20 protein-coding genes are annotated in these 21885 nt (G+C 42.4%); 4 read left to right on the forward strand and 16 right to left on the reverse strand.

What is annotated here, in order from left to right; translation table 11 throughout:
* Positions 1-15: 15 nt before the first annotated feature.
* From fliD to NA23_RS01190, 13 genes are all read right to left on the reverse strand, one after another.
* Positions 16-1806, reverse strand: a complete 1791-nt coding sequence (fliD, locus tag NA23_RS01130) for a flagellar filament capping protein FliD (protein ID WP_033191417.1) — start codon at positions 1804-1806, stop codon at positions 16-18.
* Positions 1807-1810: 4 nt separating this feature from the next.
* A complete protein-coding gene (locus NA23_RS01135) occupies positions 1811-2200 on the reverse strand; it encodes a flagellar protein FlaG (protein WP_033191416.1) in 390 nt (129 codons plus the stop codon).
* A 39-nt stretch (positions 2201-2239) separates the two neighbouring features.
* Positions 2240-2617, reverse strand: a complete 378-nt coding sequence (gene rbfA, locus NA23_RS01140) for a 30S ribosome-binding factor RbfA (RefSeq protein WP_033191415.1) — start codon at positions 2615-2617, stop codon at positions 2240-2242.
* On the reverse strand, positions 2595-3464 hold the full coding sequence (locus NA23_RS01145; protein ID WP_033191414.1) for an HDOD domain-containing protein: 870 nt from the start codon (positions 3462-3464) through the stop codon (positions 2595-2597). Before NA23_RS01145 ends, rbfA begins: the two co-directional genes overlap by 23 nt.
* Before the next feature lie 71 nt (positions 3465-3535).
* Positions 3536-4942: a sensor histidine kinase gene (locus NA23_RS01150; RefSeq protein ID WP_033191413.1), complete on the reverse strand. Its 1407-nt coding sequence runs from the start codon at positions 4940-4942 to the stop codon at positions 3536-3538.
* Positions 4943-4991: 49 nt separating this feature from the next.
* The gene (gene argS / locus NA23_RS01155; protein ID WP_033191412.1) at positions 4992-6620 is read right to left on the reverse strand and encodes an arginine--tRNA ligase; all 1629 of its coding nucleotides are present in this window, start codon (positions 6618-6620) and stop codon (positions 4992-4994) included.
* A gap of 43 nt (positions 6621-6663) precedes the next feature.
* Positions 6664-7257 (reverse strand): ribosome biogenesis GTP-binding protein YihA/YsxC, encoded by a 594-nt coding sequence (gene yihA, locus NA23_RS01160; protein ID WP_033192510.1) that lies wholly within the window; start codon positions 7255-7257, stop codon positions 6664-6666.
* A complete protein-coding gene (gene lon / locus NA23_RS01165; protein ID WP_033191411.1) occupies positions 7208-9658 on the reverse strand; it encodes an endopeptidase La in 2451 nt (816 codons plus the stop codon). Before lon ends, yihA begins: the two co-directional genes overlap by 50 nt.
* Positions 9651-10133 (reverse strand): tRNA (adenosine(37)-N6)-threonylcarbamoyltransferase complex ATPase subunit type 1 TsaE, encoded by a 483-nt coding sequence (gene tsaE / locus NA23_RS01170; RefSeq protein ID WP_033191410.1) that lies wholly within the window; start codon positions 10131-10133, stop codon positions 9651-9653. Before tsaE ends, lon begins: the two co-directional genes overlap by 8 nt.
* The gene (gene glpK / locus NA23_RS01175) at positions 10091-11536 is read right to left on the reverse strand and encodes a glycerol kinase GlpK (RefSeq protein ID WP_033191409.1); all 1446 of its coding nucleotides are present in this window, start codon (positions 11534-11536) and stop codon (positions 10091-10093) included. Before glpK ends, tsaE begins: the two co-directional genes overlap by 43 nt.
* A gap of 42 nt (positions 11537-11578) precedes the next feature.
* The gene (locus tag NA23_RS01180) at positions 11579-11800 is read right to left on the reverse strand and encodes a DUF2905 domain-containing protein (protein ID WP_084384000.1); all 222 of its coding nucleotides are present in this window, start codon (positions 11798-11800) and stop codon (positions 11579-11581) included.
* Positions 11712-12608 (reverse strand): PSP1 domain-containing protein, encoded by an 897-nt coding sequence (locus NA23_RS01185; protein WP_033191408.1) that lies wholly within the window; start codon positions 12606-12608, stop codon positions 11712-11714. Before NA23_RS01185 ends, NA23_RS01180 begins: the two co-directional genes overlap by 89 nt.
* Entirely contained in the window at positions 12605-13438 is an 834-nt protein-coding gene (locus NA23_RS01190; protein WP_052107104.1) for a DNA polymerase III subunit gamma/tau, read from the reverse strand. Before NA23_RS01190 ends, NA23_RS01185 begins: the two co-directional genes overlap by 4 nt.
* Before the next feature lie 180 nt (positions 13439-13618).
* On the opposite strand from NA23_RS01190, the gene NA23_RS01195 reads away from it, so the two are divergent.
* From NA23_RS01195 to NA23_RS01205, 3 genes are read left to right on the forward strand one after another with little or no spacing between them, the layout of a single operon-like run.
* Entirely contained in the window at positions 13619-14680 is a 1062-nt protein-coding gene (locus NA23_RS01195; RefSeq protein ID WP_236938709.1) for a polyprenyl synthetase family protein, read from the forward strand.
* A 22-nt stretch (positions 14681-14702) separates the two neighbouring features.
* Positions 14703-16874 (forward strand): glycogen debranching protein GlgX, encoded by a 2172-nt coding sequence (glgX, locus tag NA23_RS01200; RefSeq protein ID WP_033191405.1) that lies wholly within the window; start codon positions 14703-14705, stop codon positions 16872-16874.
* Positions 16875-16893: 19 nt separating this feature from the next.
* Positions 16894-17484, forward strand: coding sequence for a hypothetical protein (locus NA23_RS01205; protein WP_249477107.1), 591 nt, complete (start codon positions 16894-16896; stop codon positions 17482-17484).
* Between the two features lie 26 nt (positions 17485-17510).
* Here NA23_RS01205 and NA23_RS01210 read toward each other — a convergent pair whose 3' ends face one another.
* Together NA23_RS01210 and NA23_RS01215 are read right to left on the reverse strand one after the other, a co-directional pair.
* Positions 17511-17894, reverse strand: a complete 384-nt coding sequence (locus NA23_RS01210) for a Rid family detoxifying hydrolase (protein WP_033191403.1) — start codon at positions 17892-17894, stop codon at positions 17511-17513.
* Between the two features lie 33 nt (positions 17895-17927).
* On the reverse strand, positions 17928-18623 hold the full coding sequence (locus NA23_RS01215) for an energy-coupling factor ABC transporter ATP-binding protein (RefSeq protein ID WP_033191402.1): 696 nt from the start codon (positions 18621-18623) through the stop codon (positions 17928-17930).
* 110 nt (positions 18624-18733) lie between these two features.
* Here NA23_RS01215 and NA23_RS01220 point away from each other — a divergent pair, with 110 nt between their 5' ends.
* Complete coding sequence (locus NA23_RS01220; RefSeq protein WP_084384002.1) at positions 18734-19618, forward strand: YitT family protein; 885 nt, start codon at positions 18734-18736, stop codon at positions 19616-19618.
* 45 nt (positions 19619-19663) lie between these two features.
* Here NA23_RS01220 and NA23_RS01225 read toward each other — a convergent pair whose 3' ends face one another.
* Positions 19664-21649, reverse strand: coding sequence for a methyl-accepting chemotaxis protein (locus NA23_RS01225; RefSeq protein WP_033191401.1), 1986 nt, complete (start codon positions 21647-21649; stop codon positions 19664-19666).
* Between the last annotated feature and the right edge of the window lie 236 nt (positions 21650-21885).

The raw sequence follows: 21885 nt of genomic DNA on the forward strand, positions 1-21885 counted from the left end.
TAAGCAAATATCCTTTTACTTTCTCTGAGTGAATGCCTGTGCCATGAATGCACCTTGGGCTTGTAGTTTTGATAATGCGCTTTCGAGCGATGAGTACTTTGCCCAGAGTTGCTGTTCTTTCTTCTCAAGGTATTCCATCATCGTGACCATGCGTTTAGAAAGGATGCGCTTTTCTCTTTCAAGCCTTCCACTAACACCAGCCACGGTGTCTATTTCACCGTTGAATTTTGTAAGGTTAAAGCTGTATTCTTTGAGCTGGATACCTAATCCTTTGTAGGTGTCGTTGTTGCCAAAGAATTTCCAAACTGCATCTGGTCCGTTTTCATCGATGAATTTCTTCAGTTTGTCTTCGTTTAACGTAATCCTACCTTTCATCGTGTTTTCAAAACTCTTACCTACGTCGCCAGATTCGATACCTAAATCTGCCAATTTCTTTCCATCAATTGTGGTTGTTAAGAAACTTCTGAATTTGTCGAAAATGCGTCTCAAGAAGGAATCATCCTTCAGCAGGCCTTGCAATTTTTCGTCTTCGTTCATCTGATCAGGTGATTTGTTTGTAACTTTCTTTTCCGTTAGCTTGGTGTAGAGGAAATCGGTGAGTTCATTCCATTTGTTGACAAAGTCTTTGACACGTTCGACGATCTTGTCTTTGTCTGTTCCAACTGTGACGATAGCACTACCTATCGCTGATAGATTTAAAGTCACGCCGTTGTAAGTTAGTGAATTTGATTTCGATGTGATTTCTTCTATATAACCATTAAACGTAACTTTCACATTGGCAAGTTGGCCAAGTGTGAAAGTGGAATTGGTATCATCGAGTTTTAAAACACCTAACAAACCGCTATCGCCCTCAACGGATATTAGGTTATCTCCTGTCGTCTTGCTTGTAAGTACTATCTGACCTGACTTATCGTCATAGGTTGCGTATACATCGGTTATGGTGTTGTTGATTTTCTGAATGATCGTTTGCAGTGTATCTGAAGGTTTCAACGTGATTTCTTTTCCATTTATCTTTATTGTTGCATCCGAAGTAACTCCAAGGCTTGAAAGAGTCTTGAACGTAGAGTAAACGCCTATATCACCGCTGCTTTCAAGCACGAAATTTGTTCCCGCCTGTTTCAAGCTTGCATCGTTCAATCTGAAGACGAACGTGAAGTTTCCGGATGCGTTGGAGATCTGGAATGCTTTATTTGATTCGATTTTAAGTTTGCCATCCTGGAATACGATGTTGGCAATTGCTCCCAAGTCGGTGAACGCTTGCTCTAGTTTTCCGATGATGTCGTTAATCGTGTCAGAGTGCGAAACGGTAATTTGTTGTTCTTGAGAACCAACTTTGATCTTGACTACAGAGTTATCAACCGGCGCATATCGTGTATCGATACTTGCAAATGTATCGGTCGGTTGGATTTCTCTTCCCAGCTTTCCGCTTTTGAAGAGACTATTCGTTGCAAGTGATACTACATCAACAGAATACGCACCATCTAAAGCGGATGGTGCAGCACTTGCGTTAAGTACGTTTGTGGCAGACGAAGTTGCGGTTTTCGGAATTAAGTTTGCCTGCAATGAAAAATCTGAGATGTAGTTATAAAACTCGCGGATTTTTGAAGAAACTTTTTGATACGCCTTCTGGAGATTGGCGTACTGTGTGTACTTATCGTTAAGCCTTTGGAGTGGTGCAGCCTCCAGTTCCATAAGTTTTTCTATGATCGATTGTGTATCAAGACCACTTACAGCGCCACCAACCTGCAGTCTTGAGGACCGCTGATATCTGTAATTTATGTTGTTGGCTATGCTTGAAAGGTCCATAACCTCACACCCTTTCGTCCATCAGTACCCCCAGGAGTTCTTGGATGTTCTTTGCAAGTTTAAGAGCGAGTTCTGGAGGAATTTGGCGAAGAACTTCCCCTGTTTCAGGGTCTTTGATTTTGATCACAACCATGTTCGTATCTCTGTCGATTTTAAACTCTGCTTCCCCTCTAAAAATCTTCTTCAGCTTCTCGAAGTTTTCCTTAAACATGTCGAGTTCTTCGACTCTATCCTTTCCTATACGCAGGGTATCATGTGTCTCATTTCTTCCGTGGCTGTGTTCTCCTACAGCGGGATTAACAACTGTTGCCGCGTTGTTTTGCACTTGATTTTTGTTGATAAAATCCTGTTCAACTACCGTTCTTCCTACGCCAACCCCTTTAATCCCATCCATAGCTCACCACTCCGTGATGAAAGTATAGTTAGAATATCCCTATTTATTATCGTCACTCTTTTCTTTTTCTTTAATCGAATCTAAAAGTTGTGCGATCCGCACGGTTGCTTCGATACCTTTGTCTTCTTTGAACCTGAGTTCAGGTGCTACGTACATTCTGATGCTTTTCGCTACGTATGTTCTAAAGTAACCTTTTTTTGAGTCCAGGTATTCCACAACTTCCCTTCTCTTTGATTCATCGCCAAGGACACTAACGTAAATATCCGCGTACCTTTTGTCTTTAGAGACTTCTACTCTCGAGAACGTGATTAACGACCTCACAGTTTCTATGTACGGATCTTTCATCTCCATTAACGCTTCTGATAAAACCTTTCTCAGTTCCGATTCAAGCATTTTAAGCTTGTATTCCTGCTTCATCCTGAACACCTCCGTAGATCATGTCTCTGGACCTTTCAAATACTCTTTCTAATTCGTGGAACATTACCTTCAAATCCCCTGGTTTCATCCCCAAAACGTTGAAAGTTAATGGATCAAGGTAAGGCGAACCGTAAGACAGAGAATAACCTGGCATAAATATGTTAGAAAAGACGTTTGCAAGGTGGACAATGCAAATCATCTCTATGTATGGCGAATCTGGGTTAAGTGAGGGTTTCTCATGGTACTGTGCAACAGAAACGTACTCATCTGGAAATTTCCAAAGTTTTAGGAGTTCTCCTCCTAACTCCATATGGTCTTCGACTCGACATTTGTATTCAATTAAGAAGAATGGTGTTTGCTTTTCTTGGCTCAATTTCGACAATTCGTACGTATACACTGGAAAAACCAAATCAAGTGCTATCTTCCCAACATCGTGCATCATTCCAGCTAAAAAGACTTCTTCCCTATTCATGAATCCGATTCTTTTGGCGATGTGTTCCGAAAAGATTGCGGTTGTCATAAAATGCGACCAGAGTTTGTCATGGTCGATGAATGTATGTTTTGAGTGGAGCGCAGAATATGTGAAGACACTCAGTGCAAGGTTTCGAACTGTTTTGAATCCAACGATGACGATAGCCTCACTGAGCTTTGTTATTTTTCTCGGCAGTCCGTAGTATGCCGAGTTCACAAGTCGCAGAATTTTCGTCGAAAGTCCAACGTCCATCGCAATGACCTTTTCAAGGTCTTTTGCACTGGCATTTGGATTTGACGCAGTTGATATGATTTGTTGGACAACGATATCGGGTGTCGGTATTTCAGAAATCGTTGATAGTAATTCTTTTATCATCCGTCTTCGCCCCAGTTGGTCTGAATTTACGCGCTAGTGTCCCAACTACCTAAGGATAAAATGTTCGTGCATCAAGCACCTTGCTCTTTAGGTAGCACCACTTCAAAGATGCTTCCCTCACCGACCTTGGATTTAACGTGAATCTCGCCACCGTGCATCTCCACGATTTCTTTGACTATCGCTAAGCCAAGGCCGGTTCCCGGAATTGAATATGTAAGTTCATTGTCAACACGGTAGAACTTATCGAAAATCCTATCGAGTTTATCCTCTGGTATACCAATCCCGTTGTCTTCAACGGATATCCTTACCTTTTCACCCTCATCACTCGCAGTGATTTTGGTGAACTTATTCTCTTTTTGTTGGTCCGAGAATTTTATCGAATTGCTTAAAAGGTTTACTATCACTTGCTCAATTCTTCTGGGATCACACTTTATTACCACTGGAGAACATTCTTTCATTATTTGTACGTTCTTTTCTTCTGCAAGCTTTTGAACGACCGTTATTGCCTGGTCAACGATGTCACACAAATTTGCACTTTCTAAAGAAATACGCATAGTCCCAGATTCGAGCTGTGAGAAATCAAGTAGATCATTCAGCAACTGTTCTAATCTCAGCGATTGTTCGTGAACAATTGAAATGAACTCCTGTATTTCTTCGTAACTCATCGGCATGCTGAGTATTGTTTCAACATAAGCTTTTATTGCAGCGAGCGGTGTTCTTAATTCGTGGGAGATGTTCGCAATGAAGTTTGCCTTTATCTTGTCCACTTCTTTTAATTTCTGGATTTCCTTTTCTGTCGTGATGTTCCTGATATTTACAAGAACCCTGTCTTCACCAAAAAGTTTTATATGTTTTATTGACACGCTGAAGAACGCATTCGCTTCTTCAAATTCGAAGAACTCTACACCGTTTTGTGTGTTTTTCAAAATCTCATCGAGTAGTCTGTTGTGTTCGCTGATTACTTGTTCTGCCCTTAAGTTTTTGAATTCAACTTGCCCATCTTTGAAGACGATAATACCATCGTTTGAGACATTTATTATCGTCTCGTAATACTGACGAGAATCATCAACGATTTTAAATAGCCTCAAGTTTTCGAGCGTTATTCCAGAGAGGTAAGCGATCAATTGCAAGTAATCAATCACTTCAGCCGTTGGTTCGGTTGTTGTCAAGATTACCGCAACTGACAAGATCTTGGTCCCTTTGAAGATAGGGATAAGTCCAACGTAGACATCCTCGAAAGGAAGGAACGTTGGATGCAACCTTTCTTCTATCCACTGAAGGTAATCGGCATAGTATTCTTGTGCTATAGTTACATCCTGCGGTTCCGAATATATCACTTCGTTGTTGCTCAGGACGTTCAGCACTTGGAAATCAACGATGCGTTTTAGAATGCCTACCAAGGCACCATACAACTTGTTTTCGTCATCAACCTTAGATATCTCAAGCATATATTTTGAAAGAAGCTGTTGGATTTCCATCGACATTCACCTTCTCAGCTAAGTCTTTCAACTACACAGTTCAACAATTTCACATTTTCTCAGGGGCACTTACACCGAGTAGTTTCAACCCTTCTGCAAGTATAATCTTCACACCGAGAGCAAGATTTAGTCTTGCGTTGGAAAGCTCTGGATTTTCTGGATCCACTATCTTGTAATCTGCGTAATACTTGTGGAATGCCGCAGCAAGATTCTCAAGATAATCAGTTAAGTAATGTGGTGATAGTTTGTCCCGGATGCGCTCTAAAACATCGTCGAACGTTGATATAAGCTTTACGATTCTCAATTCGGCTTCATTTTCGAGTAGCTCTATGTTGTCCAGCAGTTCGAATTTCAAACCTTTGGCTTGTGCGTTTTCAAAAAGACTCGAAATCCTTGCGTGTGCGTACTGGACGTAGTACACGGGGTTGTCCGTTGTCTGTGCTTTGGCAAGTTCAAGGTCGAAATTGAGGTGTGTATTCACGTCGACCATTGCAAAGAAATACCTTGTGGCATCTTTTCCGACCTCGTCTATCAGCTCATCCAGTGTTACGAACTCACCGGCACGTGTGCTCATCTTCACTATTTCGCTTCCACGTTTAAGTGTCACGAATTGGTGTAAGACAAAGAAGAGGAAATCCTCGGGAATACCAAGTGCCTTTATCGCTGCGTACATCCTTGGTAAATGCCCGTGGTGATCACTACCGAAGATGTCAACGGCGATGTCGTATCCCCGTTTGAATTTATTATAGTGGTACGCAATGTCTGTAAGATAGTAAGTATAGCTTCCATCACTTTTAATTAAGACCTTGTCGTTATCATTTTCAAATTGAGAAACTCTGAACCACAACGCACCTTCATGTTCGTACACCAGGTCTTTACTCTTAAGTATCTCAAGTACTTTTTGAACGGTTCCGTTGTCTATTAGACTCTTTTCGCTAATGACACTGTCAAATTTTGCATCGAGCTTTTCCAGTGTAGTATCGAACATCTTCGTTATCTCTCGAAGTGCGTATTCTTTAAAGATTTCCTCAACCTCGTCGTTCCAAATACGGAAGAATTTGTCGTTGTGGTCTTTCAAAACAAGTTTAGCAATGTCGATAACGTACTCTCCACGGTAGCCATCTTCTGGGATCGGTTCGTCGTATCCGAGGAGCTGGTTATACCTTGCCCAGACAGATTTGGCAAGCAGTTTTATCTGTCTACCTGCATCGTTTAGGTACATCTCTTTTGTTACATCGTAGCCTATGTACTTTAAAACGTTTCCGAGTACATCCCCGATGACGACCTGTCTCCCGTGCCCCACCGTTAGCGGACCTGTTGGGTTTGCACTACCGTACTCAAGAATGATTTTACCTTTATTCTTGAAATTCCATACGCCAGATGGATTTCTAAGGAACTTCTCGAGGAAATCTCTGTAGAATGTTTTAGAAACCTTGAAATTGATGAATCCAGGTCCAGCTATCGTTATTTCCTCGAACATGGGATGTCCTTGGAGCTTTTCAACGAAATATTTCGCCACTTCTCTCGGTGGTTTCTTGAAGTGTTTTGCGCCAACTAAGGCAATGTTTGTAGAAAAGTCCCCAAACTGCTCTTCAGGTACTTCAACAACAAAGTCGTATTCGTATCCACTTTCCATCAAAAAGCTCTTTAAAAGGCTTTCTATTTCTTTTCTAATCATTTATGCGGTTACCTCCTGATTTTTAGTTTATTAGTTTTTCTTTTTACTCCTTCGAGAGCTCTTCAATTATAACATTCCATATCTTGTCCAGGCCTTCCTTTTTAACCGACGAACACGGGATGAGCTCGCGGATGCTGTAACCAGATAATACTTCTTCAAAGTATTTGAGTTGTTTACTCAGTTCGGGAGAGCTGAGCTTATCTATTTTCGTCAACACAACGAGGGGAGAAATACCTATCATTTCCAACCATTCAAGCAACTGTGCATCGGATTCCATTAGTTCATGTCTGGAATCTATCAGTGCAAAAAGCGCCTTCATATTCCATGTTCGTTCGGAAAAATACCTTTCTATGACCTTCCTCCATTCCTCTCTGTCCTTTTTTGAAGCGCGTGCGTAGCCGTAACCGGGAAGGTCGACGAAGTAGAATTTATTGTTTATTAGGTAATAATTGATTGTTCTGGTCTTCCCTGGGTTTTTGCTTACAAAAGCCACCTTTTTTCCAATGAGTGCGTTCAAGAGGCTCGATTTTCCAACATTAGAACGTCCAACAAATGCAAATTCCCCGTGGAGTGGCTCTGGGAATTTATCATTCGGCTTTGCTATTACTTTCGCGAGTTCTACGTTTTCTACCTTTATTAGCCTGCTTGTGTCCGTCTTTTTCACACAAAGCCACCTCCAGTACTTCGTCGATCGTTTCAACAAAAATGAACTCCATATTCTTTCTTACTTCTTCTGGTATCTTTTCCAAGTCTACTTGGTTCTTCTTAGGTAGTATAACCGTTTTGATGCCCTTTCTGTAAGCTGCCAAGACCTTTTCCTTTATGCCGCCAACGGGCAGTACTCTTCCTCTAAGCGTTATCTCTCCGGTCATCGCTACATCGTTTCTAATTGGGACATCTTTTACAACAGAAACCAAAGCCGTTGTGATGGTCACACCAGCACTTGGTCCATCTTTTGGAACAGCACCTTCGGGTACGTGGATGTGGATATCGTGCTTTGTAAATCTATCCGAGTAATCCTCGCCACACAGTTTTCTTGACAAGCTTAGCGCGATTCGGACGGATTCTTTCATTACATCTCCCAGTTGCCCAGTGATTATGAGTTGTCCATTACCGGGAATGAGCGCACTCTCTATGTAAAGCGTTGTTCCACCGTTTGGAGTCCACGCAAGCCCCGTTGCGATACCAACCAACGGTTTTTCGAGAGAGTCTTCCTCCCTTATCTTTTCCGGTCCCAAGTACTCAACTACCTTTTCGGGAGTGATTACCACTATTTTTCCCGTCTTCGTGAATTCCAATGTTGCCTTTCTGACCACGCTTCTCAGTTGCCTTTCTAGTTCACGAACGCCAGGTTCCATCGTGTATTCGTTAATTATCTTTTTAATTGCGGAATCCTTGAATGCGAAGACCTTTGCCTTCTTTTCTGTGAATTCCTCGTATATCTTCGGAATTATATGGTTCTTGGCGATGTAGAATTTTTCCACGTCGGTGTAGCTTGAAATCTCAATCACTTCCATACGGTCTCTAAGTGCTGGTGGTATCGTGTAGAGAACGTTCGCTGTTGTAACAAAGAGTACCTCCGATAGGTCAAAAGGTATTTCTATATAGTGGTCAACGAAATCTTTGTTCTGCTCAGGATCAAGCACTTCAAGTAGTGCAGATGCCGGATCTCCTTGGAAACTGATACCCATTTTGTCTATCTCATCGAGGAGTATGACAGGGTTCTTGACGCCAAGTTTCCTTATGAGCTGAATAATCCTACCAGGCATTGCACCCACGTATGTTCTTCTATGACCTCTGATCTCAGCCTCATCCCTAAGACCACCAAGCGACATACGACCAAACTTCCTATTCATCGCACGTGCAATGGATTTTGCAAGGGAAGTCTTACCGACACCAGGAGGTCCAACAAAGCAGATTATAGGTGCTTTCGCTTTATCTGAGAGCTTCCTTGTCGCAAGGTATTCGAGTATTCTTTGCTTTGGCTCTTCCAAGCCGTAGTGGTCCTCGTTCAAAACTTTTTCTGCGTACTCTATATCGACCGTGTCCTCGGTCTTTTCGTACCAAGGCAGATTGAGTATCCAATCAAGATAGGTCCTTATCACACTTGCTTCAGGTGCGTAAGGTGACATTTTTTCAAGCCTTTGCAGTTCAGCCTGGGCCTTTTCCTTGACGTGTTCAGGGTAGTTACCTTTCTGTATCTTTTCCCTGATCTCTTTGATTTCGACGTCTTCTTCGCCACCAAGCTCGTCCCTTATTACGCGAAGTTTTTCCCTCAGATAATATTCCCTCTGACTCTTCTCGATACGTTCCTTAACCTTTTGATCCAATTGCTGTTCTATCTCGAGTAGTTCCGTTTCCCTTGCCAAGATATCGAGGATTTTTTCAAGACGGTTCGCTGGGTGTACTGTTTCGAGTAAATCCTGCTTTTCTTCGATACTTCCGGGGCATAAGGATGCTGCGATATCTGCGAAGACATCCGCGTTGTCAACATCCTCCAGTAACATTAACGTCTCTGGGGGTATCTTTCTTGAATATTGCACGTATTTGTGGAGCTCTTCCTTAACCATCCGCATCAGTGCAATAAGGCGCTTTGACCTACCGTAGCGCGCCCTTAGTATCTCGAGCTCGAATTCGAAGAACTTCTCCCCGACGTTCTTTAACCACTTCGCCCTTGCGATACCTTCAACAAGAACTTTGAACGTACCATCGGGTAATTTTCCAACTTGGATTACTCGAACAATTGTCCCGATTTTATAAAGGTCATTTTCGTTTGGATCTTCTATCGCTGGGTCTTTTTGGTTCACAACAAAAACAAGATTATTAGTATGCTCCATGGCATGTTCAAGAGCCATGAGTGATTTTTCCCTTCCTACGTAGAAGGGAACGACGGTATTTGGAAATATCACCATGTTACTGCGCATCGCTATTCCAGGCAGCACATTCGGGATCGATATCCTCTCTTCTCTACTCTTTTTCGCTTCTTTTTCCAATTTTGCGAATTTCTTTTGATTGTTTCTCTTTTCGGTCTTATCCAACGTTCATGCACCTCCTTATTAGTTCGACTCTTGTCTGATCTGCTGTGATACTGAGTTTTCTGTGGCTTTCATCAATATGCTCGAAGAAAATAGTTACAAAGTCTTCTAAGAAAAACTCTTTCACGAGTTCTCCCCATTCAATTATGAATATCCCATCCTTCTCCTCGATTTCTCCTTCAAGCACGTAGAATATCTCTTCCAAGTTGTTTAGACGATAAGCGTCTATATGGTAGATCGTTTTCAAGCACGAATAGACGTTCATCAAGGTAAATGTGGGACTTGTGACGATATGTTCGCTACAGCCAAGTCCTGTTACCAAACCACGAACAAACGTGGTCTTACCACTTCCAATTTCACCGGACAAAATCACCACGTCACCATCTGAGAGGCAGTACGAGAATTTTTTTGCTACGCTTTTCAGTTCTTGTTCATTTAAGATTCCCAATTCAATGCGCGGTTGACTGCCTGTTTCCACTTGTTGAACTCCTCCTCACGAGCCTGTTTTGGTGTGAATATTCTATCTATTTTCCTAATCTGCTGCAATTTTTCTTTTGTGACGATGCCAAGGGCAATCGCCGCAAGACTGGCGGCACCAAGTGCCGTTGTCTCTCTGTTGACAGGCCTTTCAACAACTGTGTTCACGACATCGGAAAGGATCTGCATTATCAAATTGTTCTTTGAGACACCTCCATCAACCTTCAAGGTGTTTATCTTTATGTTGCTTTCTTTTTCCATAAGCATAACAAGTTGGCCGACAGAAAATGCGATACCTTCAAATGCTGCGTAGATTATGTGCCTTTTGTCCGTTCCCGGGGTGAGCCCGATGATTAGACCACGCGCATACGGATCCCAATACGGTGCACCAAGTCCTGTAAGGGCTGGGACGAAGTAGATACCGCCGTTATTACCCACTTGAAGTGCCAGTTCAGTCAGTTCGCTGCTATCTTTTCCGAATCCAAGGTTCTTGATAAGGTAATTCACAAGCGTACCGGTTATGAACACGCTTCCTTCGAGCGCATAGGTTACCTCATCTTTGATCTTCCAACCAACAGTGCTCAGCAGATTGTGTTCGGAACTTATGATTTCATTTCCCGTGTTCATCAAGATAAAGCTGCCAGTTCCAAGCGTACATTTTACGTCGCCTCTTTGGAAAGCGGTCTGGCCAAAGAGAGCAGCCTGCTGGTCTCCGACCAAGGAAGCTACCGGGATGCCGTCGGCTGTGTACCCTATGAATTGCGCCGTATCGACCACTTCCGGAAGGAATTCCCTTTTAACTCCGAAAAGTTCCAGAAGCTCTTCATCCCAATCAAGAGTGTTTATGTTGAATATCATCGTACGCGATGCATTTGAATAATCTGTCACATGCCTTCCGGTCAATTTCCATGCAAGGAAGCTGTCTATAGTTCCAAATCTTAAAGTCCCTTTGTTGTAAGCTTCTTTAACTTCTGGAACGTTTTGAATTAGCCACTCGATTTTGGTTGCCGAAAAATAAGGGTCAACAACCAGACCTGTCTTTTCTTTTATCGCTCGTCCGTATTCTTTTCTTAGGAAGCTCGACCTCTCAGCTGTTCTACGGCACTGCCAAACGATAGCGTTGTAAAGAACTTGCTTTGTTTCAGAATCCCAAGCAACAACGGTTTCCCGCTGGTTTGTTATACCTATAACATCTATTTTCTTCCCTTTTGAATCCGCAACACGCTTGCATTCTTCAAGAACTTCAACAACAGTTTGCCAGATATCCTCAGGATTGTGCTCCACCCATCCTTCTTTTGGATATATCTGGCGAAATTCTCTTCGCGCCTCGTGCACAACAGAAAAATCATCGTCGAATAGAATCGCTCTCGTGCTTGTCGTTCCCTGGTCTAAACCAACGAACATCACCACCAACCTCCCCTATCCCGCAAATCTATCAGCCGTCTTTTATTTAAAGAACCTACTTATGATGTTCAGCACGACAGTAAGTACCACACTTAGAATGATCATCGTTGTTATTGGGAATATAAAAACGAAGTTTTTCTTTCTAATCACGATGTCACCGGGCAACCAATTCAAATCACTCATCTTCGATATCAGAAACATCATCAAGCCCATTGTAATAGTTATCACTCCGACCGCTATCAATAATTTTCCAATTTCCCGCATTCTCTCCCTCCTTAAAATAGGAGAATGGAAGTGCGACCATCTCACCGTCGTCCGTTTGTAAGGTGACCCTTGAAAGGAAGACGTTAACTGTTATCACCTTCGCAATTTTTCCATCGTAGTATATTGTAGACCCTTCATCTGGTATATTCTTCAGAGCTTCAACGTAGAAGTCGTGCTCAAATGTTAAACAGCAGAGCAACCTACCGCATGGTCCTGTGATCTTTGCGGTGTTTATCATCATCTGTTGTTGCTTTGCGTGTTTCAGGGTTACGCTATCGAATTCCCTCAAAAAGTACGAACAACAGCTCTTTCGTCCGCAAAGTCCCAGCCCCTTTATGAACTTCATTTCATCCCTTGCACCAACCTGCCTCAATTCAATACGTGTTTTAAACTCTTTCGCTATATCTTTTACGAGTTCTCGGAAATCAACCCTTGTTTTGGAACTGAAGTAGATGACGAGTTTACTTCGATCGAATATGTACTTAGACTGCAAGACCTTCATTGGAAGGTTGTGCTTCTTTACAAGTTCTACGGTCACTTTGCGCGCTCTTTTTGCAATCTCTTCGTTTTCTTCAATAATCTTCAGGTCCTCGGCCGTTGCTTTTCTGATAACCGCTTTTAGTTCGTAATTGACATCGTCTATGCTTATATCTTTTGGACCTAGCAGTACTTTACCGTAATCTGTTCCGAATTCACTTAGAACAATTGCGTAATCGCCGTATTTGAAGGTTTCGCCGTTATCTAAGTAGTACACGATCTTCCCTAAAGGCATCAATTCTACTCCGTAAACGGTAGCTTCTAAACTCACAAATTATCACCTCTTAATCCAAGTAGTAGTGTGTAATACGTCAACTGGTAGTTGAAGTTTGCGATCTTAGATTTCAATATGTCATCACATATGCGAAGGTATTTTATCTTCTCATTTTCGGAAAGCGTCGTATCTTTGTAAATCAACCATGCGACAATCTTAGCAACAAGCCGGAGGAATTTAATGTTGCTTTTCTTGGATAGTTGTGAGATAAAACGTACGTATGCCGACAGGTCCTTGCTTAAGTATTGCTCCAGAATCTGCTTTAGCGACATGATGACGTCTAATTCCACACTTGACTCGTTGATTTCATCTGTTTCTAAGAGTTCTTCTTCGGAAAGTATCGAATAATTCTTTCCTTTTAAATTTTCAAGGAAATCGTAATTCCAATATACAAGATACCTTTCGAATTCGTCCAAATCAGGATCGATGAGTAGTTGCGCGTGCAGTTTTTGCAACCTGCTTCTTATCGTTGGTAGTAGAGAGAACCATCTTGATGTGACGAGTATTATTATCGCATACGAAGGTGGTTCTTCGAGCGTTTTCAAAAATGCGTTCGCAGCTTCTTGAGTCATCTTGTCCGCATCGTACAAAATCACCTTTTTAGTCTCACCTTTCGGTGAAAAGTCAAGAAATTCCACAACAGTTCTAATTTCGTCGATGCCAATATTCGTGTCTGGTTCGATAACTAAAGCGTCCTGGATATCAGAAGTCTCAATTATACCTTTGATTAACGCTTTCGCGTACGCTTTGTTCGGAACAACAAGACCAAACGATTTACCACTTTCAAGCTGCCTTGATATTTTATTTCGAATTTTCTCTATTGTCACTACCATCACCACCGAATAGACCAAAAATGTTCTATTTCAACATGGATGTGTCAAATTCTTCGTAGTTTCTACTTGCATTTCAATTATATCACAAACAACGAATTTAGACCATTATCAAGTTGTGTGATATAATCGTTAACATGAACATCAAAACAGGTCAAGGGGAGAATGAATTTGGATATGCTGAGTACGGTGAATATCGAGATTCTAACAGAAAAGGTGAACGAAACAATTCGAGAGTTATTACAGGAGTTGATCGAAAACACTCCGGACACACTGAAGGCGTATTCTCAAGAATTCGCAAAGTTCACTCTGCGACCGGGGAAGCGAATTAGGCCTCTCTTGCTCCTGTTAACCTACTACGGTTACAAAAACTCAGCAGGTGATGATGCTGATCGCTCAGCCTACACTTTAGCAGGAATACTGGAAATAATGCACTCATTCTTGCTGGTACACGACGATGTAATAGACCAGTCTTCGCTCAGGCGCGGAGAACCAACGCTCCACAAGATTTACGAACAAATCACAAACGATGAGAAAATGGGTAAGGACCTTGCAATCATCGTCGGTGATATTGTAAGTTTTTATTATTTCGGAAAACTTGCAGATATGAATGCAGGTAGTGGAAACGAATTGCTCCCAAAGATTTTAAGACTTTTCGCCGACTGCTATGTGAAAACCGGATACGGTCAGCTGCTCGATATACTTTTCACAGGGCGCATGTCTCGTGATGCAATGGTAGACGATGTCCCGACGAAAATCAGCCTCTTGAAGACCGCTTATTACACCTTCGTTTATCCGATGCTCTTTGGGTATTATTTGGCAGGTGGAGTGGATGGTGAAGAGGCGGAAAAGCTTAGGGTGATAGGTGAAAAGGTGGGAATCGCATTTCAATACAGAGACGATATTCTTGGAACGTTCGGTGGTGAAGCAAAGAGCGCAAATGATATAGCGGAAGGTAAGACAACGATCCTGGTGAAGAGAACGTTCGATAAACTTTCTGAAAGCGAAAAGCAGAGGTTTTTGGAGTTGATGAACAAAAAGCAGAAGTCTGAAGACGATATCGAAACGGTGAAGTCGTACATGCTAAAATCTGGGGCTCTGAGTGAGATAATTGAGGACATAAGAAGTTTAGTTGAGCAAGCTCTATCGATGCTTGCGCCATTGCAAATGAAAACGCATTTTAAAAAGCAGATGGAGAAGATTTTCGAGAAGGTTTTAGACCTTCCGAAAACATTTTAAAAATTAATCGGTGGTGGTACAAATGGCTGATTATCCACTTCAGTATAAAAATCCGGGGCCTGATGTGGTATTAAAAACCAAACGCGGTTATCCAAGGCTCGGTGCAACACCTGACGAGACAGGTGTCAATTTTGCGATATTCTCACGCCATGCGACAAGGGTTGTGTTGGAGTTGTACCAAAATTACTACGACGACAAGCCATCGCACGTCTTTGAGCTCGATCCTGTAAAAAACAAAACAGGCGACGTATGGCATATCTACGTTTACGGTGTAGGGCATGGTCAGTACTACGGATGGAGGATCGATGGACCGTACGATCCTATAAACGGAAAGAGGTTCAATGTCAACAAATTGATTATAGATCCTTACGCAAAGGCGATAACGACGTTTTTTGACTGGGACGACGATTCGGTCTATGGATACGACAGGAACTCTCCGATGGGCGACCTTTCGTTCTCCACCTTGGATTCAGCAAAAAGTATGATACGGTCTATCGTTATAGACGATTCCAAGTACGACTGGGAAGATGACAGGCAGCTCCACATACCTTGGAACGAAACGATAATCTATGAAATGCACGTGAGACTCTTTACAATTAGTCCAACGTCAAAGGTAAAGTTCCCAGGCACGTTCTTAGGTATAGCTGAAAAATTGGACCATTTGAAGGAACTCGGCGTCACAACTATAGAACTGATGCCTATTTTCGAGTTCAACCTCAATTCGAATCCTAATATCAATCCGCTTACAGGTGAACGTTTGAAGGATGTCTGGGGATACAACCCTCTGAATTTCTTCGCGGTCACCGGAAACTATTCCGTTGGTCTGAAGTTGGGAGAGCAGGTCTTCTTGTTCAAAGACTTTGTCAAGTTGATGCACAAAAACGGTTTTGAAGTAATTCTTGATGTTGTCTACAACCACACCGGCGAGGGTAGTGAAAAGGGACCAACGCTTTGTTTCAGAGGGATAGATAACGAAATTTACTACATGCTCGATCCAAGGAACAAAAGGTACTATCTAAACTACTCTGGCTGCGGTAACACTCTGAACTGCAATCACCCCGTTGTCAAAGAGATGATCATTGACAGTTTGCGTTACTGGGCCACGGAGATGCACGTGGACGGCTTTAGATTCGACCTTGCTTCCGTACTTGGCAGAACACCGGATGGTAGGTGGATTGGTGACTTCTCGCTTTTAAAGGATATAGCCGAGGATCCGATTGTTGGCAAGTTGAAGCTCATAGCTGAAGGCTGGGATGCTGCAGGTGGTTATTATCTTGGACAATTTCCAGAAGGTTGGGCGGAATGGAATGGAAAATACAGAGACTGCGTGCGAAGATTTGTTCGCGGTGACAACGGCACCATTCCAGAGCTGATGCTCAGGATAGCTGGGAGCCCGGACCTCTATTTCAATAGAAAGCCGCACGCGAGCATAAATTTCATAACTTGCCACGATGGTTTTACAATGAGGGACCTGGTTTCGTATAACCAGAAGCACAACGAGGCGAACGGGGAAGGTAATAAGGATGGTGCAGACGAAAACTTTAGTTACAATTACGGCGTCGAAGGCGATACGGACGATGAAAGTATTATCAAAATACGTAAACAGCAGATAAAGAACTTCTTTGCCATACTCATGGTTTCCCATGGCACACCGATGATACTAATGGGCGATGAAATGTTCAGAACGCAAAAAGGTAACAACAACGCCTACTGTATTGACGATGAAACAACGTGGGTCGATTGGACACTTAAAGAAAAACACAGGGACCTGTTCGAATTTGTGAAGAAGATCATACATTTTAGGAAAGAACACAGTGCACTTAAAAGAGAATGTTTCTATCAAAGGTACGACAAGTTCGGTAACGTTGTGACGGACATCACATGGCATGGTATTAATCCTTTCGAACCGGATACCGGTTACTACTCTCATTCGGTAGCGTTCATGATCTCAGGATTCGATCCTGTAAAAGGTGTAAGAATCGATAACGATATCTACGTTATCTTAAACCAATGGATTGAACCGCTCAGATTCATTTTACCACCGTTGCATGGGCAGTCTTGGTACAGAGTCGTAGATACAGCACAAGAACACCCAAACGATTTCTTAGAACAGCCTGTAAAAGTGGAAGGTCATTACATTGCCAAACCGAGAAGTACAGTGATATTTATCTCAGATTACCCCGAAGACAAATAAAAAATCAAGGGAGGAGATTGTGTTGGTTGCACCGCTTGGTTTTCTCTTAGGTGTGGGCTGCTTTTTGATGGGGTTTTACCTGCACGCAAGAGTCATGAATTTGCTCGTTTCTAAACTGATTGTTGGTGCTATGCTTCTTGCGATTGGATTTTTCCTGAGAAATCCGTACCTTGTGGTCTTCCTGACGATTTTAATGCTCTTTTCAAGGCACATGTACACACCAGTCCAAAGTGATCTGGTTTCAGATCTGAAACGTTACCTTTTTAATAGAACGATGCTCAGGAGCAAAACGTACCTGATGCTTGTTAGCACGGGTGGGATTTTTCTTGGACTCGCACTTCCGGCTGTTGTGAATTATCCATTAACTATAACTTTAACCACGTTATTTGTAGTAATGCTCATCTGGGTAGTTGAATTCTCAAACTACAAAAGCTTTGAAGAGAAAATTAAAAAGGCCGCCGAAAAAGGAGGCGACCTTAATGATCCAATCGAAGCCCTTAGGTACGCTTACACGCTTATGAACCCATTCTCGAATACCGATGTGGAAGAGGTTATAAAAAACAGAATAGAACTATTCAAGAATGTTCAAGATCGAAAGGCTGCAAGGTAGCAAAGAGTAGCAAATCGAAAAAATCATTAAGCTTCCACGATGAATTCCATTTCAACAAGTGCACCTTTCGGAAGGCTTGCAACTCCAACGGTGCTCCTTGCCGGGAAGTCTTTTGTGATAGCTTCGAAGTGCTTTTGGTAAACTTCGTTAATTTTTGCGAATTCGTCCAATTTCGTGGTAAATATCGTTGTCTTAACAACATTTTTTAACGAAAGACCAACCTCAGAGAGCATAAGAGAGAGGTTTTTTAGTATCTGCTCTGTTGCATGTTCAACAGAATCGTTCACAAGCTCTCCGGATTCTGGGTCAATTGGTAAGATTCCGGAAAAGAAGATGAGGTTTCCCACTTTCACAGCGGATGAGTACGGCCCCACGGCTTTTGGTCCCTTTTCGAATTTCAGAATTTCCATAGATCGCACCTCCATTTCAAAATGAATTGAAAATCAGACTTTTGAGGCGAACTGCCTGTGAATTTTTTCGCGGTAGAGTTTTATTCCATCATTTGGATTGCCATCGAAAACGATACTCCCAGCATCTATGTAGATGCATCGATCTGCGTAAGCGCTGAAGAGGTTCAGTTCATGTGTTGCTACGATAATACCTTTGCCTTCTTCCTTCAATTTAACAACTGCATCAACAACTTCGCGCTTGCCATTCTTGTCGAGCATCGCCGTAACCTCATCCAAGAGGAGAAATTCAGGCTGCAAAGCGAGTATAGATGCGATGGCAAGCCTCTGCTTTTGCCCACCGGACAGGTAATAAGGGTCGGTATCTTTTAACTCTTCGAGCTCCAATAGTCTAAGCACATGCATTGCCCTTTTCTCCATCTCGTCTTTTTTAAGTCCTATGTTCTCCAATCCGAATATCACATCTTCCCAGACAGTTGAACCGATGATTTGAGTCTCGGGATTTTGAAACACGTATCCTGTGACTTCCGATACATCGCTTACGCCTTCTGGCAGTACGATTTCCCCATCATATTCAATTAGTCCAGCAAGTACCTTGAGCAAGGTAGACTTCCCAGAGCCGTTTGCCCCGATAACCATCACAATCTCTCCGGTTTCAAACGATGTGGAAATGTCCCTCAAGATTTGTTTGCCCAAATAAGAAACGCTTATGTTCTTCAATTTTAATACCAACAGAGCCTCTCCCCTTATGCGATTTGAACTTTTCATCTACTACTGGTATAATGATACCACGGAAAGAGAAGTTATCAAACACAAAAGAAACAAAGAAAGGAGGAAGAGGTATGTTTAAGGTATCTGAAAATTACGATTTGAAAGAGCAGGTGAAAGAATACGTCCTTTCCACGATTGGTGTTCTCTTAACCTCTCTTGGACTTGTTATATTCTTCATTCCTAACAACATCGCGGCCGGCGGTGCGTCCGGTATTGCGATGATACTTCACAAGCTAGTTCCTTCCGTTTCTGTGGGTATCTGGATGTACATTATCAACGTCACACTCTTCATTCTTGGCTTTCTACTTGTTGGTAAGGATTTCAGCTTTAAAACGATATACTCGACCTTCGCACTGAACTTCTTCGTTGACCTTTTCGACCGGATTATCGATATACCAAAGTACACGGGTGATGATTTAATGCTTGCCGTTTTCTTTGGTAATATACTCGCTTCTATAGGTATGGCAATTGCGTTTGCAAACAACTCTTCAACTGGTGGAACCGATATCATTGCAAAGATCATCTCAAAATACTTCCACACACCAATTGGAACAACGCTGCTGATGGTCGACTTTGCGATAGGTATATTTGCAGGGTTTGCATTCAACGCAAGGATAGCGATGTACGCACTACTTGCGATAATCATCAACGGTATAACGATAGACTTTGTGCTCAAAGGTCTTGAACTTTCCATAACGATGATGATTATCTCAAAGAAGGTAGATGAAATTAAAAGGTACATCTTGGAAAAAATGGAACGCGGAGCGACGATATTGAAAGCACAGGGAGCTTACTCGGGCAAGGATATCGACGTACTTTATGTGGCGTTAAGGCGAAGAGAACTCGGAGAGGTGCTGAATGTAATTCGTCACATAGATCCCGAAGCTTTTGTAATAGTTACGGAGGCAAGGTACGTGCTTGGTGAAGGTTTTAGAAGAATAGACAAGGTAGTCTAAAGAATAAAAAAGGGCTTCCCCGCAGGAAGCCCTTATTTTTTAATTTTAAATCTTGAATCTTCTCACCGTTTCAACGAGCTTTTCTGCGATATTGTCAAGATTCTCAACTGTTCTTGCAACATTTGAGATAGCATCCGCCTGTTGTTTAATCGCCATCGTTACTTCGTTCATCTGTTCTACCACGCTGACCATGGACTTACTCGCACTGTCCATCGCACTACTCATTTCTTCAGCGGCTGCGCTCTGCTCTTGTGCGCTCGCAGCCAAGTTCTCCGTCATCTGCGACATGCGCACGATACTTTGGAGAATCTGTTCGAACTGCGATTTCACCAAGTCTGACTCACTGTAGGCTTTGTTGACGATTTCCACCGTTTCTTTCGTTGCTTCACTCGCCTTCATGCTGCTATCTACTATGCCACGTAGTATGTTCGCAATGTTTTGTGTCGCTTGTTTACTTTCTTCTGCAAGTTTTCTGATTTCATCAGCGACAACCGCAAAGCCTCTTCCAGCTTCTCCGGCCCTTGCCGCTTCGATTGCTGCGTTCAGTGCAAGTAAGTTCGTTTGTTCCGCTATCGAGTTGATCGTATCGACAATCTCACCGATGTTCTTAGCGCTTTCGCTGAGCTGTTCAACAATTCTGAATGTTGCATCCGCTTTTTGACGTGTTTGAACGATGACGTCAGAAATTGAAAGTATCGCCTTCTGACCTTCGTTTGCTAAGTTTGAAACTTTTTGAGCTTCTTCACTGAGCTTTTGTGAAGCATGTGCGACATTCTGCGCACTTGCCGCCACTTCCTCTATACCACTCGTCATCTCTTCTATCGCAGCCGATGCGTTATTGACGTTCGTATTGACGTTGTCCACCTGTGCGGTGAGTTCTTCGATTGTCGCACTGACTTCTTCGGATACCGCTGCAACTTGGGAAGCCTCTTGTTTGACTGTTGCCGAATCTCTCTCGATATTCAGTGCGATTTCCCTAAGTGAATTGACCATCTTACTCAAGGCAGTTGCGAGTTTACCGATTTCATCTTTTGCTGTATAGTCTATCTTTGTCGTCAAATCACCATTGGCGATTCTTTCGGCTGCTTCGACCAAAAAGCTTATCGGCTTGACAACAAAGCCTCGTGTGACAAATAAGGCAACGACAATACCAAGTAAAATTGCTATGATAGTTATAGAGATGTTGATAAATGTTGCTCTGTTAACATCTTTCATTAGACTTTTTTCCAAAACCAACGTAGCGAAAATCCAACCGTTCGACAGTCTCTTATATCCTGATATCCTCTTAACACCGTTGAGTGTGTAGCCAAACACACCACTTTCATCACCAGACATCCACTTTTTAAAGAACTCTTCATTTGCAACGTTTTTGCCAACCAACGTCTTATCCGAATGCATGATGATGTTTCCTTCCTTTGAAACGACTGCGTTCAGATAACCAAGCTCTTTACCCTTGGTCATGAGCTTTTCCGACAACTTAGAAATATCAAAGTCTAAAGCAACAACACCGACGATGCCTTCATCCGTTTGGATGGTTTTGGCAACAGTAACAACAAGCTGACCGGTTGAAGCATCTGCGTACGGTTCTGTGATTATCACCTGTCCAGGCTTTGCCACAGCTGCTTGATACCAAGGCCTTATCGTTGGATCGTATCCTTCCGGAAGTTCTGTCTCTGGGATGAGGTACATCCTTTTGTCTTTCAATCCAACGTAAACGTACATCACGTCTGGATAGCTCTTGAGAACGGTGTTGAAAAGCTTTTTCATCCACACGTCTTCTTCGTGTTCGTTTTTATACACTCCCATAACGTTCGCATCTCTGGAGAGCATATCTATCAACTTTGTGTGCTGCTCGATGAAGCTCACAAGGTTTTCTCCACTGTTTTCTGCAAGAGCTTTTAGATTCTGCATGGTTTTTTCAGTGATGTTGTTACGCAGTGCAAAAGTTGAGTAGACACCTATAACGATCATACCAAGCGCGAGGATCAAGACGATGACCATAACTTTCATGAAGATACTCATGTTACGCATACAAATCCCTCCTTTGAGAATAGCTTTTTTCGAAAAGGTAATGAAAACGTATGGAAATTTCTGAAAGCTGTAATTTTGAGCTCCGTTGTAAAAAGCTCAGCCGTTGTGAAACAAGTTTATTATACCACAAGAATATCATGAAAACATTATACCACAGGCAATCACTTTCTAGGTTATTTTTTGTGCATTATTTTGAAAACTTGCAAAAACATGCTTTAATCTTGAGCAGTGGTGAT

It is taken from the genome of Fervidobacterium islandicum (genome assembly GCF_000767275.3).
Lineage (GTDB): Bacteria > Thermotogota > Thermotogae > Thermotogales > Fervidobacteriaceae > Fervidobacterium > Fervidobacterium islandicum.